Annotated in this window: 16 protein-coding genes and 1 tRNA gene; 8 read left to right on the forward strand and 9 right to left on the reverse strand. The window is 62.1% G+C overall.

Annotated elements, in window-relative coordinates:
- Positions 1-420: nicotinate-nucleotide--dimethylbenzimidazole phosphoribosyltransferase (locus NKJ35_RS01840; RefSeq protein ID WP_352644581.1), on the forward strand; the 420-nt coding region annotated here is incomplete at its 5' end.
- A 483-nt stretch (positions 421-903) separates the two neighbouring features.
- Here NKJ35_RS01840 and NKJ35_RS01845 read toward each other — a convergent pair.
- Together NKJ35_RS01845 and NKJ35_RS01850 are read right to left on the reverse strand one after the other, a co-directional pair.
- Positions 904-979: transfer RNA gene (locus NKJ35_RS01845), tRNA-Lys, on the reverse strand.
- Between the two features lie 105 nt (positions 980-1,084).
- Positions 1,085-1,990 carry a PhzF family phenazine biosynthesis protein gene (locus tag NKJ35_RS01850; protein ID WP_254820692.1) on the reverse strand — a complete coding sequence of 302 codons (906 nt, stop codon included), beginning with the start codon at positions 1,988-1,990 and terminating at the stop codon, positions 1,085-1,087.
- Positions 1,991-2,101: 111 nt separating this feature from the next.
- On the opposite strand from NKJ35_RS01850, the gene NKJ35_RS01855 reads away from it, so the two are divergent.
- The 4 genes from NKJ35_RS01855 (at position 2,102) to NKJ35_RS01870 (ending at position 5,684) form a co-directional block, all read left to right on the forward strand.
- On the forward strand, positions 2,102-3,394 hold the full coding sequence (locus NKJ35_RS01855; RefSeq protein WP_352644584.1) for an efflux RND transporter periplasmic adaptor subunit: 1,293 nt from the start codon (positions 2,102-2,104) through the stop codon (positions 3,392-3,394).
- A 2-nt stretch (positions 3,395-3,396) separates the two neighbouring features.
- Positions 3,397-4,107, forward strand: coding sequence for an ABC transporter ATP-binding protein (locus NKJ35_RS01860; RefSeq protein ID WP_352644585.1), 711 nt, complete (start codon positions 3,397-3,399; stop codon positions 4,105-4,107).
- A gap of 2 nt (positions 4,108-4,109) precedes the next feature.
- Positions 4,110-5,327 carry an ABC transporter permease gene (locus tag NKJ35_RS01865; protein ID WP_352644586.1) on the forward strand — a complete coding sequence of 406 codons (1,218 nt, stop codon included), beginning with the start codon at positions 4,110-4,112 and terminating at the stop codon, positions 5,325-5,327.
- Between the two features lie 114 nt (positions 5,328-5,441).
- Positions 5,442-5,684 (forward strand): hypothetical protein, encoded by a 243-nt coding sequence (locus tag NKJ35_RS01870; protein WP_352477528.1) that lies wholly within the window; start codon positions 5,442-5,444, stop codon positions 5,682-5,684.
- Here NKJ35_RS01870 and NKJ35_RS01875 read toward each other — a convergent pair.
- Both NKJ35_RS01875 and NKJ35_RS01880 read right to left on the reverse strand, forming a co-directional pair.
- Positions 5,681-6,403: a hypothetical protein gene (locus NKJ35_RS01875; protein ID WP_352644589.1), complete on the reverse strand. Its 723-nt coding sequence runs from the start codon at positions 6,401-6,403 to the stop codon at positions 5,681-5,683. The two genes, NKJ35_RS01870 and NKJ35_RS01875, sit on opposite strands and share 4 nt — an antisense overlap.
- A gap of 7 nt (positions 6,404-6,410) precedes the next feature.
- Complete coding sequence (locus tag NKJ35_RS01880) at positions 6,411-7,523, reverse strand: endonuclease/exonuclease/phosphatase family protein (protein WP_352509641.1); 1,113 nt, start codon at positions 7,521-7,523, stop codon at positions 6,411-6,413.
- On the opposite strand from NKJ35_RS01880, the gene NKJ35_RS01885 reads away from it, so the two are divergent.
- The 3 genes from NKJ35_RS01885 to NKJ35_RS01895 all read left to right on the forward strand — a co-directional run bounded on the left by NKJ35_RS01885 (position 7,522) and on the right by NKJ35_RS01895 (position 8,755).
- Positions 7,522-7,659 (forward strand): hypothetical protein, encoded by a 138-nt coding sequence (locus NKJ35_RS01885; RefSeq protein WP_254820699.1) that lies wholly within the window; start codon positions 7,522-7,524, stop codon positions 7,657-7,659. The genes NKJ35_RS01880 and NKJ35_RS01885 overlap by 2 nt on opposite strands.
- 51 nt (positions 7,660-7,710) lie before the next feature.
- The gene (locus NKJ35_RS01890; RefSeq protein ID WP_352477524.1) at positions 7,711-8,295 is read left to right on the forward strand and encodes a BA14K family protein; all 585 of its coding nucleotides are present in this window, start codon (positions 7,711-7,713) and stop codon (positions 8,293-8,295) included.
- Between the two features lie 175 nt (positions 8,296-8,470).
- A complete protein-coding gene (locus NKJ35_RS01895; protein ID WP_352645025.1) occupies positions 8,471-8,755 on the forward strand; it encodes a PilZ domain-containing protein in 285 nt (94 codons plus the stop codon).
- 12 nt (positions 8,756-8,767) lie between these two features.
- Here the strand turns inward: NKJ35_RS01895 and NKJ35_RS01900 are convergent, their stop codons facing one another.
- The 5 genes from NKJ35_RS01900 to NKJ35_RS01920 all read right to left on the reverse strand — a co-directional run bounded on the left by NKJ35_RS01900 (position 8,768) and on the right by NKJ35_RS01920 (position 13,534).
- A complete protein-coding gene (locus NKJ35_RS01900) occupies positions 8,768-9,391 on the reverse strand; it encodes a hypothetical protein (protein ID WP_352644591.1) in 624 nt (207 codons plus the stop codon).
- Complete coding sequence (locus NKJ35_RS01905) at positions 9,384-9,905, reverse strand: hypothetical protein (protein WP_352644593.1); 522 nt, start codon at positions 9,903-9,905, stop codon at positions 9,384-9,386. Before NKJ35_RS01905 ends, NKJ35_RS01900 begins: the two co-directional genes overlap by 8 nt.
- A gap of 499 nt (positions 9,906-10,404) precedes the next feature.
- Positions 10,405-11,382 carry a DUF3592 domain-containing protein gene (locus NKJ35_RS01910; RefSeq protein ID WP_352644595.1) on the reverse strand — a complete coding sequence of 326 codons (978 nt, stop codon included), beginning with the start codon at positions 11,380-11,382 and terminating at the stop codon, positions 10,405-10,407.
- A 455-nt stretch (positions 11,383-11,837) separates the two neighbouring features.
- Complete coding sequence (gene ilvC / locus NKJ35_RS01915) at positions 11,838-12,857, reverse strand: ketol-acid reductoisomerase (RefSeq protein ID WP_023676662.1); 1,020 nt, start codon at positions 12,855-12,857, stop codon at positions 11,838-11,840.
- A 23-nt stretch (positions 12,858-12,880) separates the two neighbouring features.
- Entirely contained in the window at positions 12,881-13,534 is a 654-nt protein-coding gene (locus NKJ35_RS01920) for a TetR/AcrR family transcriptional regulator (RefSeq protein ID WP_352644597.1), read from the reverse strand.
- Positions 13,535-13,586 lie beyond the last annotated feature (52 nt).

A 13,586-nucleotide genomic window follows, 5' to 3' on the forward strand; every position in this document is an offset into this window, starting at 1 on the left:
ATGGCGCGTGCTCGGCCAGGTGTTTTTCACCCCCCCGCCCCCGCCCGCGGCGCGCCGTCCCCGTCTCCGGCGCGCGCCCCGCGGGGGGCCCCCGAGCTTGCGGCGATCTTGGGCGCAACGCTGGCTGCGCGTCATCTCGGCGTGCCGGTATTGCTCGACGGCTTCGTCTGCACCGCCGCAGCGGCACCCTTGGCAGCGCTGCACCCTGCTGGCCTCGCCCACACCCTGGCAGCCCATGTCTCGGCCGAATCCGGCCACCGTCGTCTATTGGAGGCGCTCGGCCTGCCGCCCTTGCTCGACCTCGGCATGAGGCTCGGCGAAGGCTCCGGCGCCTGCCTCGCCGTCAACATCGTCCGCTCGGCATTGGAATGCCACGCCAGGATGGCAAGTTTTGCGGAGGCTGGTGTTTCGGAGAAGTGATCGGATACGGCCTATGAACTCGATCCCCTAAGGCAGCAGCTTCCGTCCGCAATGTTTCTCAGATAAATCTGGTGGGATGAAAAAGTTTCACCCCGCCTACTCTGCTGCGTTTCTCATTGTCGGTAGCGGTGCGCTGATTTCGCGCGGCAGATATTCCAGCTACGGTCCGATCGATTCTCGTCCTTTTCTTGATCTTCTTCTGATGGCTTATCAGCGACTTTTCAGGGGGAAAAGCCGACGTTGATGCTGACAGACGTCAGAGTGCTGACAATGGCATCGCTTTTCGGTTCGGCAAGTTTCTGAGCCGCGTTTTCGGGCGCGGCAATCGCGGCGTTTGATCCAGTCGGCTGCGAGCGCTGCGAGCTAAGAGCACGCCTCGCCAAAGACTATCGGACTCCAAAGGCCAGCCCAAAGTTGATGAAACGAGCGCGGTGAATGAAACCGGCTCGTTCTAAGGTCTTTCCACCAAATCCTGGAGATTTTTGGTGGGTGCGCACAGGATTGAACTGTGGACCCGCTGATTAAGAGTCAGCTGCTCTACCAACTGAGCTACGCACCCACTCGGCCGGTAAAACCGGCGTTGGCGGGCATATAGCCGCCGACATCCGCCATGTCCAGCCCCGTGGGATTCATTTCCCGACAAATCGCCGAAGTGCCGAGGTCGTCAAACAAAAAGCCTGCCTTCAGCCACCTTCACTGCATGGCCGCCGATGCGGGCGGCGGCCAGTTTGCCGCCGTCGACATTCAGTTCGAGGCGAATGCGCGAAGGCCGGCCCATCTCCAGCCCCTGCTCGATCCACAGTTGTGAAACGCCGTCTGTCGGGCCGTCGAAATGCATGATCGCGCCGGCGAACGCGGCCGCCGCTGATCCGGTCGCCGGGTCTTCGTAGGACGGATTGCCGGGCACCATCATGCGGACATGGAAGGCACTGTCATGGTGGACCGTCTCGCGGCAATAGACATAGGGGCTGGCGAAGGCCCATTCGCTCTTGCGTGGTGCCAACTCCGACCACGCCTGGTTGTCCAGCCTGATCCGGGCGGCCGCCTCCAGATTGGCGACGGGGATGGTCACGTAGGGCACTCCAGCCGACCAGAACGAAACGCGGTGGTTCTCGAAGCCGATCTCGTGCGGCCCAAGACCAAGGGCCGCGCCGATCGCCTCGGGATCGGCCGACAATTCCAGCTGTGCCGGCAGTTTCGCCAGGTCGAACTCGGCAAAGGTCGAACCATCGTGCTTGCTGACAGCGCAGCGCACCGGGCCGATATTCTCCTCGAGCACGAAGATGCCGGCGGCCTCTCCCGCCATTTCGGCGAGCGCTATCGCCGAGCCGACGGTCGGGTGGCCGGCGAACGGCATTTCATAGTCGGGTGTGAAGATACGGATGCGGGCCCGATGCTTGGGATTATCAGGCGGCAGCACGAAGACGGTTTCGGACAGATTGAACTCGCGCGCCACCGCCTGCATCGCAGCAAGGTCCAGCCCGTTACAGTCGAGCACCACGGCCAGCGGATTGCCCGCCAGCCGGTTGGTGGTGAATACGTCGTAAAGTAAGTAATTCCGCGGCTGCATCTCAGTAAGTCCTCTGCCTCATTCCCAACATGGGCGAAATTTAATTTGAATTTTGAACCATAAGGCCTGATTTGTGCACTGATGGGAAATCACTGAACATAGGGGTCCGGCGTGGACCAGATTGTCAATCTGCCAAAGACGGAATCCGCTTCCGCCATCGAGACGGCGCTCGGGCTCGACCACCAGGGCCTGAAGACAAAACGCCGTCGCGGTTGGTTTTACGCGCTGCTTGCGCTACTCGCAGTGGCCGCGGGTGTCGTCGGCTACCCCTGGTATGCGGGCTCGCCCGCCAAGATGGAGTATACCACGACACTGGCCGCCATGGCCGACCTTACCGTCGCGGTTTCGGCTACCGGCACGCTGCAGCCCCTCACCCAGGTCGATATTTCCAGCGAACTCTCCGGCGTCGTCCGCTCGGTTTCGGTCAACGAGAACCAGCTGGTGAAGAAGGGCGATGTGCTGGCTGCGCTCGACACCGCAAAGTTGGAGGTGCAGATCGAGCGCGCCCAGGCCTCCGCCAAGGCAGCGGCGGCGAGCGTCGAGGACGCCACTGTGACCCTGGCCGAAAACGAAAAGGCGCTGGTGCGCGCGGCACAACTGACCAAGCGCGGCATGGCGACGGACCAGTCGCTCGAAGCGGCAACCGCCACGTGCGACCGCTCGAAGGCGGCGCTCGATATTGCCAAAGCCAACCTCGCCATGGCCAGTGCCGATCTCAAGGCGCAGCAGACGGATCTTGCCAAGAGCACCATCTACGCTCCGATCGACGGCATCATACTGACGCGCTCGGTCGATCCCGGCCAGACGGTCGCCTCTTCGCTGCAGGCGCCGGTCCTGTTCGTCATCGCCGCCGATCTGAAGAACATGGAGTTGAAGGCGGCGGTCGACGAGGCCGATATCGGCGCCGTCAAACCCGGCCAGCATGCGCGCTTCACCGTCGATGCCTTTCCGGAACGGCCGTTCGACGCCGAAATCCGCGACATCTCCTATGCCTCGGTCACCACCGACGGCGTCGTCACTTACGATGCAAGGCTGGATGTCGACAACAGCGAACTTCTGTTGCGGCCCGGCATGACAGCCACCGTCTCGGTCGTCACCAAGCAGGCCAGGAACGTGCTCACCGTGCCGTCGATCGCCTTCCGCTACCGGCCGGCCCAGACGGCGGAGCGCGGCTGGAGCCTCACCGACCTGTTCACCGGCCGCATGGGACGTCCCGGCGGCAACCGCCAGCACCCGGCGGCGACGAAGCCCACCGACGGCTCGCGCACGCTCTACGTGCTGGAGAATGGGCGGCCGCATCCGGTCAACGTCAGGGTCGGCTCGACAGACGGCGAACTGACCGAGATCGTCTCCGGCCTGGAGGAAGGCGCACAAGTCATTACCGCCTCGCAGCAGCGGAGTTGATCGTGGCATCGGTCGCGACCACGCTCATAGGCTTCGACAAGGTCTGGAAAAGCTATGGCCAGGGCGAAGCCCGGGTGCATGCGCTGGCCGGCGTCGACCTCGCAATCAGACGCGGCGAATTCGTCGCCATCATGGGCCCATCCGGTTCCGGCAAATCGACGGCCATGAACATCATTGGCTGCCTCGACACGCCGACCGCTGGGACTTACAGCTTCGAAGGCATCGACGCCGGCCGTCTCGACCGCAACCGCCGTGCTCAGCTGCGCAATCTCTATGTGGGCTTCGTCTTCCAGGGCTATAATCTCTTGCCGCGCACTACGGCGGCGGAGAATGTCGAACTGCCGCTGATCTACCGCGGCGTAGGTGCCCGCGAGCGCCGCGGCCTTGCCATGCAGGCACTTGCCGAGGTCGGCCTTGTCGGCCGCGAGCATCATACGCCAGCCGAGCTGTCCGGCGGCCAGCAGCAGCGCGTGGCGATCGCCCGCGCCATCGTCACCAGGCCGACGCTGCTCGTTGCCGACGAGCCGACCGGCAATCTCGACACCGCCCGCACGCACGAGACCATGGAGCTCCTGACGCAGCTGAACAGCGAGCTCGGCCTGACCATCGCCATGGTCACGCACGAAGCCGATGTTGCCGGCTATGCCCAGCGCACGATCCGTTTCCTCGATGGCCATGTTGCCTCGGATACCGCCAATTTCGAGATGGCCTAGCCATGATCTGGGAAACCGTCCGCCTCTCGCTCCGCTCCATCCGCCGCAACGTGCTGCGCTCGTTCTTGACGCTGCTCGGCATCGTCATCGGCGTTGCCGCCGTCATCGCCATGCTGACCATCGGCTCGGGTACCACCGAGAAGGTCAAGTCCGATATTTCCAAGCTCGGCAGCAATCTGCTTGTCATCCGTTCCGGCCGTCCGGCCGGGCCTGGCGGACCTGGAGGGCTCGACCAGGTGGTCCGGCCTCTTGCCTACAAGGATCTCGCAGCGCTTGTCGCGCATCTGGACGGCGCGCGCGCTATCGCGCCGGCGTCGCAAAAGCAGGTGCGCGTCATTTTCGGCACCGAAAGCCTGACCTCGGGCGTCACCGGCAGCGACAGCGCCTATCTCGATGCCCGCGACTGGAAGCTGGTTTCGGGCCGCCCGTTCAGCGATTCGGAAACCCGCTCGGGGACCGGCGTCTGCCTCATCGGGGAGACGGTGCGCCAGCAGTTCTTCGGCGCCGGTGACCCCGAAGGCGAGATCATCCGCGTCAACCGCACCTCCTGCAAAATCATCGGCTTGCTCGAACCGAAGGGCTATACCGGCTTCGGCCAGGACCAGGACAATGTCGTGCTGATGCCGCTCGCCGCCTATCAGCGTCGCATTGCCGGCAATCGCGACATCGAATCGATCTATGTCGCCGCCGACGACCGTACGCCAACCACGGTGCTGCAGCAGCGCGTCGAGGACATCTTGCGCGACACACGCCGCATCACGCCCGACCGAGACGATGATTTCTCGATCCGCGACATGACCCAGATCGCCGATGCCATGGCCAGCGCCACCACCACCATGACTGGCATGCTCGGCGCCGTCGCCGGCGTCAGCCTGCTCGTCGGCGGCATCGGCATTATGAATATCATGCTGGTGTCGGTAACCGAGCGCACGCGCGAGATCGGCATCAGGCTCGCCATCGGCGCCCACGAAAAGCACATCCTCATCCAGTTCCTGGTCGAGGCGACGGTGCTGTCGCTGCTTGGCGGCATCATCGGCATCCTGATCGGCCTGGCATTGGCCGGCCTCGCCTCGCTGACGCTGACGATCCCGTTTGCGCCAAGCCCGGCGGTCATCCTGCTTGCGGTCGGCTTTTCCGCGCTGATCGGCATGGTGTTCGGCTTCTTCCCGGCGCTGCGCGGCGCACGGCTCAACCCCATCGACGCGCTGAGGCATGAATAGAGCGTTGCAGCAAATGTCGCCTCGCGACGCTGCCAATTTTATAAGCAACCTGCCCTTGTCGCAGCACAATCTGCAATGATAACAATGCTGTTGGGGACTAAGGGGGAACAATGGATGAGCAAGAGAGGGCGACTGGCTCTGGCGATGGTGATCGTCGAAGCCGCATTGGCAGGGCTTTGGTGGAATTTGATCCGTTATGGAATGGATAATCCCGATCGCGTCACAGCTGACTTCCAGCAGGTAATTGGGCAGACGATGGGAACGGCCATGGGGGCACTCCTGGGTCTCGGCGTGCTGCTGTATTTTGTCGCTGCCCGCAGCGACCGCAAGGCTATTGAAGGCAGGTCGCGACGTTAGAGTCGGAATCCTTGCGCGAAGTGCCATTCGATCAGCGGTCTCATATGCGGCATCAATCCGTCCGGCAGGTCGGCTGCATTGCGGATGATCACAGGACCTTCGATTTCAGGCTCTGACTCGGCCGCGACGAAAGCGCGGATCCGCTGTGCCAGGTCGTCGGCGGAGGCCGTCTCGCGGTAGCGGCGAAAGATCACCGTGCCGCTTGCCGTCGACAGGGCGTAGTGGCGCCTGCCGCGTGTCGCGCCTGATAGGTCGAGGCCGGTTTCCTCCCGTACCTCGCGGATCATGTTGAAGTCGACGTCGACAAGGCCGTCGCGGAAATCGGTTGGCTCGAACGAGCCGGCGGCGAAGTAGATGCGCCCGGCATTGACCGTATGCGGCGCCATGCGGATCGCCACCAGCGCATTGTCGCCAGCGACCAGCATGGCGTGCGCGTAGGCATGTTCGGCACCAGGCACCTGTCTATTGCTGCGCCAAAGCATGAAGGTCGAATACCGCACCGCATGGCAGCGGCCGACGAGGCGATTGTCGCGGTAGCTGAGTGCGGAAAGCAGCACCACGGTGCCATCGAAAAGCGCCGGCTTCGATGCGGTCTCACGCCGCCAGTTCGCCGCGATCGCCTCGGCATTATCGCGCTCGAATGGATGCGGGCCAGGATCGAGCCTGACGTCGATGGCATCGACGGGCAGGATGACATTGCGCGGCAGGTCGAAACTCACGCCTGTCTCACGCCATGTCGAGGGCAATTGCTACCGGGCAATGGTCGGATGCCTTCGGCCGGTCCCACCCGGCGCGTGGGAAGCGCTCGACCTCCTGGCCTGCCGGAAATATGGTGCGCCAAGGCTGCCCGTTACGGATGATATCGGGAACGGCGGTGGCGTTCTGCCTGGCTAGCGCCCTCGACAAAAGGATGTAGTCGAGCTGGCAGAGATGCCGCTCTTCCGGTCCGCGCGTGTGATAGAAAGTCCAGCGGTCCATTTCCGGCCGCCGCTCGACCGCGTTTTCGCAAAAACCGCCGGCAGTGAGCACGTCGATGCAGGACCGGGTCTCGTCGATCACCTCGAAGCGATAGCCGTCGAAAACATCGCCAGTGATCTTCACGCGCTGCCGGTAGTCGTTCATGTCGCCGCAGATTGCCCAGCGCTTGTCGGCGGCATGGTCCTTGCCGAAGCGCTCCTCGATGATCCGGCGCACCGCCTGCGCCTCGGCGATGCGCAGCGGCATTGTCGCCTCGCGGCCGTCGAGGCCGTTACGGGGCGAGCCCATCGACTTGAAATGCACGAGATAGAGCGTCAACGGCGCGCCAGCCACGGTCAGATCGATTTCCAGGCAGTCGCGCCGGAAGATGCGCTCATTGGCCTGATGTCCAAGTGCTGCCAATTCCGCCGTGTGCAGCCCGAATTGCTCGAACGTGACATAGGCGTAGCTGGTCATGCGCACGAATTCGATCGGCTGGCCCTGCGCGGTCTCGTTGCGCATCATCACGGCGACGTCGATGCCGCGCGAATCATTGCCGGCGGTGGTGTATTTCTGCCGGTAGCCTTGCCCCACCATCTTGAACAGATAGCCATATTCGAAGGCCCTCAGCGCCTCGATATTGTCGACCTCCTGCATGCAGATGATGTCGGCGCGGGTGGCCGCGATCGCCAGCGCCGTCAACTGCCGCGTGTCGTCGGACTGCGCGATGGCCCGCGCCTGCTCGAGCATCTTGTATTCGGCCTCGCTCTGGATGTCGAAAAGCGCCAGCGTGCGATCTTCGTTGAGCTGATTGCGGTATCCGGAATAATCAAACCTGTTCATCAGGTTTTCGACGTTGAAAGTGGCAAGGCGCAGCGACATGGCTTTGACCTTTGCCCGCAAGCGCGCCCGAAAACAAGGGCGCAGAAATCAGGCGGCTCTGCTTGATCGCGCGCTCGCTATGGCTGACGGAACCTTTTTGTTCATCTTCCGTTCAGATGGAAAGTTCCATCAATAGGCCCTTCCCCGGGGTATTCTGGGCGTGGGGCCTGAATCTTCGGAGAGTGCGATGAAACCGCTCTTTTTATCTTCTGTCAGATCCGGGCTGATGGCCCTCGGTCTGATCACCGGCCTCTCGGCCCCCTCGCTTGCCGGGCCAATACCCAAACCTCTGCTGCCGGTGGCGGGCAATGCTGCCGACATCGTGCAAATTCGTGAAGATTGGGCAGGCGGCAATGACAGGCAGATCTGGCGTTGGCGCAATCGCGGCTTTCGGCAATGGCACGGCGGCGACGATTGGAGATGGCGGTCCCACAATTTCCGCGGCCGTCATTTTTCGAGACACTGGGATAATGGCGGCTGGGACGACAGCTGGCGCTGGCGCCACCATCGCCGCCATTACCGCGGCGGCTACTATGATGATGGTGCGGGTGCCGCGATTCTTGGCTTGGGCCTGGGGCTCGGCCTTGGCAGCCTGTACAACAGCTACAACTACTACGACGCGCCGCCACCGCGCCGCTATTATCGCGCAGGGCGGCTTTCCAGTGCACATGTCCAATGGTGTTACAATCGCTACCGGTCGTACCGCGCCTGGGACAACACCTTCCAGCCCTATTATGGGCCGCGCCAGCAATGCTACTCGCCCTATAGGTAAGCAGGCCGATAACAAGCATCGTTCGGCGCCGTGCTTCGCGGCGCCTTTTTCTTCCAGCCAGGAACCGCGAACATCTCCCAGTCCCGACTGCTGATAACGCTATTTTTATCAGGCAGGTCTAATAATCCTCCCGATCAGAACGCCCGAGACGCGAAAAATGGCTGGATTGCGTGCGATGGCCGAGGACGAACAGAGGGACAAACGCCGGCAGCGCGTCTTGAAGGGCGCGACGATCCTGACCGGCATGACCAATTCCGAGGTGACATGCACGCTGCGCAACATGCATGCCGGCGGCGCCGAATTGAAGGTCTCGATCGACGCGCGCGTGCCCGACGAGTTCCTGCTCTATGTTCCGACCGACGGCATCGCCTACAAGGCCGTGGTCCGCTGGCGCCGCGAGGATCGCATCGGCGTGATGTTCATCGGCACCGAACCAAAGCCCAGTTGGCACTACGGCTGATATCTAAAGGCGCTATCCGGGTGGCAGGACTTGCAGTGTCTGCTCGTCAAACAGCGGCTCATCCTGGCCGACGCGAACGAATAGAAGCTTTCGCAGTTCGGGTGATTGCACCTCGAAATACTGAATGCCGTCCGGGGCTTCGCCCCATTCGCCGCAAGGCGGTTCGCCGACCTCGTCAGGGTTGGCGACGGTCTTCAATTCCTCACGATAGGCGGCATCGGGACTGAAAACATACCGGAGGATGCGCGCGGGCGTCGCCCCTTCGGTGTAAGGCATGAGCACGCAACGTGTGCTGATGGCTTTCTCGGTCTTCTGCGTAAAAATGCGCTGCAACCCAGCATCGGCGGCCTCGCCCGGCAGCATATCGAAGACTTCGACGACGGGATCGGCCGAACCGCCATCGCTGTATTTGATGGCAAGAGCATTGCCGCCAAGCTCGAAATGAATCCGGCGAAAACCGAAATCGCAGCGCTGCACCCAGGCAGCCAGCCCGACATCCCTGTCCGCCAACCGTTCCCAGCTGCATTTGTCGACGGGCGGACGCGACGGCGTGCTTTGGTCGGCACGAGCCCCCGGGGCCATGGCCACAAGGACCGACAGGGTGCAGATGCAGGCCGGCAGTCTCTTGTTATTCATCGCTGCAACCCCTCAAGCTAAAGGCGTCCCAGGCCGAACCGTCGGGATTGGCTTTGGCGAAATCGGGCCATTCGGTAAAAATCGCGCCGAAGTCAGGCAACAGCAACCCTGCCGGTGCCGGCGAAGTTTCGCGGGAACTCAGCTGCTCGGCACCGCCTGCACTGAACGCATAGACCTGCCCGTCCCACACTCTGCACAGCCCGGTGCCGTCCTCGAGACCCGCCTCGCGATCGTCGTCGGTGCAGGTGTGCCGGATCGTACCCACAGGAAACGAGTACTTGCCATTGGTCCAGGTGATGTCCGACGGCAAACGAAGGTCGGTGTTAGGCACGATCAGCGAAAAGACCTCGGTCGTCAGCGCAGCCGGCTCGTTGTCTGTGGGCCGGAACTGTATCGTCGCTCCCGAACGCGGCTCGCGATAGGTCGCATGGCTGAGCGAACATTCTGTTGCGTTCGCTGCTTGCGACAGGCTCAGCATGCACAGAAAAACAGCTGCTGCCTTTTGGATGATCATTTAAGTCCCTGGAGCAGCATCATTGTGAAGTCTAAGTATCGATGCTTTAGCATGGCCCGATGTCATGGTCGAAAGAAAGAATCGATGATCCGAAATCTCTTGATGCTCATTTCGATCTCAGCATTTTCGTGCGGCAGCGCCTTTGCCACGGAACCCTATGTCGGCACATGGTCCCGGGACAGATCGAACTGCACCGCCGTTGCGGATGTTCAACGCCAGACTGTCTACACATTGTACCGCGATGCGCTGTCGCTCCCTGCTCTCGGCTGCGAACACGCAACGTTTCTCGAGACACCCACGGGTTGGGTGGCGCGGGCCAGCCAATGCTACGGATCCGACCCGTCGGCCGAAGAGCCGTTCTCCCGTGTCATCCATGTTGTCGTCGACGGGGCGACGTTGAGACTGACATGGCCGGGCTTCGACAGCGGAGTTCTTGTCAGATGCTGAAGACAAGTGCCCTTCCTCTGGATCTACAGCGTCGAGGACGGCAGCTTCAGCCTTAGATCACCCCGACAAGCAGCGCGGCTCCGCCGAGGAAGCCAACTGCGCAGACCCACAGGAGCCAAAGCCCACTCACCCTGCATTCGAGAACCGCGGCAGCCGGATTGGCGGGATCGTAGTGGACCTCGACCTTGTCGCCCTCGAGGTAGCGCCGTGATTGACCGCTAACGAGGCTCGGCAGCGAAGCCGTCACGTTTGCGCCGAAAGCGATGCGATCGGCGGCGTAGCGCTGGCCGGCGACGCTATAGCTGTAGACGATGCGGGATTTGAAGACTGTTCGCCAGGGCCGATAGCCGCCTCCGGACCTGTCGCGGGTCTCAAATTTCTGCAAGCCCGAAGCATCGATGTGTCCTGCCGTGATGGGCCATTTCGCCGCCTGTTCCGCTAGTGACTTCTGGGCGAAGCCCATGCGCAGGACAAACAATCCCATGAACAGCAGCAGGGCCGCGGCGCCGAGGTTCTGCGGCTTGGGCAAAAACGGCCGGATCGCTTCCAGGACGCCGCCGACGGAGAAGACCAATACCAGCGCGCCAACCACCAGCCCGGCCGAAAGCTGGACCATGAATTTGAAGGAACCTTCGGGCATGGTGCGTTCGATCACGGCCTTGGCTGGATCGGCCGGGTTGTAGAAGACGGTTACGCCAGCCCCGTTTGGAAATTTCGCAAGGGTTTCCGCCACGGCAAAGTTTCCAAGGTTCTCCTGCACGCTGTAGTGCGAACTGCGAAACTTCTTGCCGTTCACCTTGTATTCGAAGGTGATCGCCGGGAAGTTGCGCATCTCGGTCGACCCTCTGCTGTCCGAACCGGATCCCGAACTGGTCACCTCGCAAGCCTCGACACGCGACGAGACGATCTTTCCCGGCGTCGGAGACCAGCGGCTGACCGCCCTCACCTCCCACCACTTCAGGAACGTGACGAGGGAGAGCATGCCGGCAACCGCGCAGGCAAACCCGACCAACAGAAATTTGAGTTCCAAGTCTCAGCCCCCTTTGGCACTTCTGTGCCATGGCCCGCACAGGCATACCACGGTGATGAGGATAATGCGCCTGTCCACAAGCGTGGGAACCACACAATCTTTATGCGAAAAAGGCCGGCGGATCGCTCCGCCGGCCTTTCTTGATCGGCAATGAAATTGCGATAGTTCTTGGCCTTGTCGACCAGCTTGTTTTTGGAAATCCCCGCGCGCCCGCAGGGCGAAGCCTGAGGACGCGCAACGAAACGAATGTGGATTCCTTCAGTTCTTGGCCTTGTCGACCAGCTTATTCTTGGAAATTCCCGCGCGCCCGCAGGGCGAAGCCTGAGGACGCGCAACGAAACGAATGTGGATTTCCTTCAGTTCTTGGCCTTGTCGACCAGCTTGTTCTTGGAAATCCCCCGCGCGCCCGCAGGGCGAAGCTTGAGGACGCGCAACGAAACGAATGTGGAGTTCCTTCAGTTCTTGGCCTTGTCGACCAGCTTGTTCTTGGAAATCCACGGCATCATCGCGCGCAGCTTGGCGCCGACTTCCTCGATCTGGTGGCTGTCATTGTTGCGGCGGATGCCCTTGAAGCGCGACATGCCGGCGCGGTATTCCTGCATCCATTCCGAGGTGAACTTGCCAGTCTGGATATCCTTCAGAACGCGCTTCATCTCGGCCTTCGTCTCGGCGGTGATGATGCGCGGGCCCGAGACGTATTCGCCCCATTCGGCGGTGTTCGAGATCGAGTAGTTCATGTTGGCGATGCCGCCTTCGTAGATCAGGTCGACGATCAATTTGACCTCGTGCAGGCACTCGAAATAGGCCATTTCCGGCGCGTAGCCGGCTTCCACCAGTGTCTCGAAGCCGGCGCGGATCAATTCGACCAGACCGCCGCACAGCACCACCTGCTCGCCGAACAGGTCGGTCTCGCACTCCTCGCGGAAATTGGTCTCGATAATGCCCGAACGGCCGCCGCCAACGCCGCAGGCGTAGGAGAGCGCCAGGTCGAGCGCATTGCCCGAAGCATCCTGGTTGACCGCGACCAGGCACGGCACGCCGCCGCCCTTCTGGTATTCGCCGCGCACCGTATGGCCGGGCCCCTTCGGCGCGATCATCACGACGTCGACCGAGGCTTTAGGCTCGATCAGGCCAAAATGAACGTTGAGGCCGTGGGCAAAGGCGATCGCTGCGCCATCGCGGATGTTCGGCGCGATCTCGGATTTGTAGATGTCGGCCTGCAGCTCGTCGGGCGTGGCCATCATCATCAGGTCGGCCCACTTGGCGGCATCGGCCACGCTCATCACCTTGAGCCCGTCGGCCTCGACCTTCTTGGCGGTCGCCGAGCCGGCCTTGAGGCCGATGGCGATGTCCTTGACGCCGGAATCCTTGAGGTTGAGCGCATGCGCCCTGCCCTGGCTGCCATAGCCGATGATGGCGACCTTCTTGCCCTTGATCAGGTTGAGATCGGCATCGCGATCGTAATAGACACGCATTTTTCTTCCTTCCCGTTTTGAATTCAGAGGCCTTGCGGCCCGGTTTTTGCCCTGTAAAGAGCGAGAAACTGCTGCGTCGCCCGGACGGCATCGCCGCCGATCGCCGCATCAGTCAATTCCAGCCGGTCGCCAAGCAGCAGGCGGATCTGCACGTCACGGGCGACCAGCCCGAAAAAGGTGCGGAACGCCGTCTCAGCATCGGAAAACTCGAGGAAACCAGCTTCCTTGCCTGCCTCGAGCACCGGCTTAAGGCGCCTGGCCAGTGCGAAGCGGCCGTTCTCCAGCACGATGGCGCCGAGATCCTCTTTCCCCGAACTAGCCTGGCCGACCGCCACCCGGTTCAGCGCGATCGAGGTGTCGCTCGAAATTACCTTGAGCCAGTCCGAAGCGAAGCGTTCGAGGCTCCCCGTCAGCGAAGCAAGGTCGAGCCCCTTGCGATCAACCGGCACTACCCGCACCTTGGACGCCTGCCATTGCACCGTTGCCGTCAACAGCCCGTCGCGGTCGCCGAACCATTTGTAGAGCGTCTCCTTCGAGCAGCTCGCCCGCCGCGCCACGGCGGTCATGGTCAACTGATCGCCCTCTTCGACCAGCAGGCGAAGGGCAGCGTCGAGCACGGCTTTCTGCCGCTCCGTCAGCGTCTCGCTGGTGTCTATATCGGTCACAGCGTGCAACACGGTCTTTCCTCAGGAAGCGAACTCACCGCAGTTTAGGTACGAACTCGACGGC

The sequence above is a fragment of the Mesorhizobium sp. M0136 genome (assembly GCF_040322515.1).
Taxonomy (GTDB): Bacteria; Pseudomonadota; Alphaproteobacteria; order Rhizobiales; family Rhizobiaceae; genus Mesorhizobium.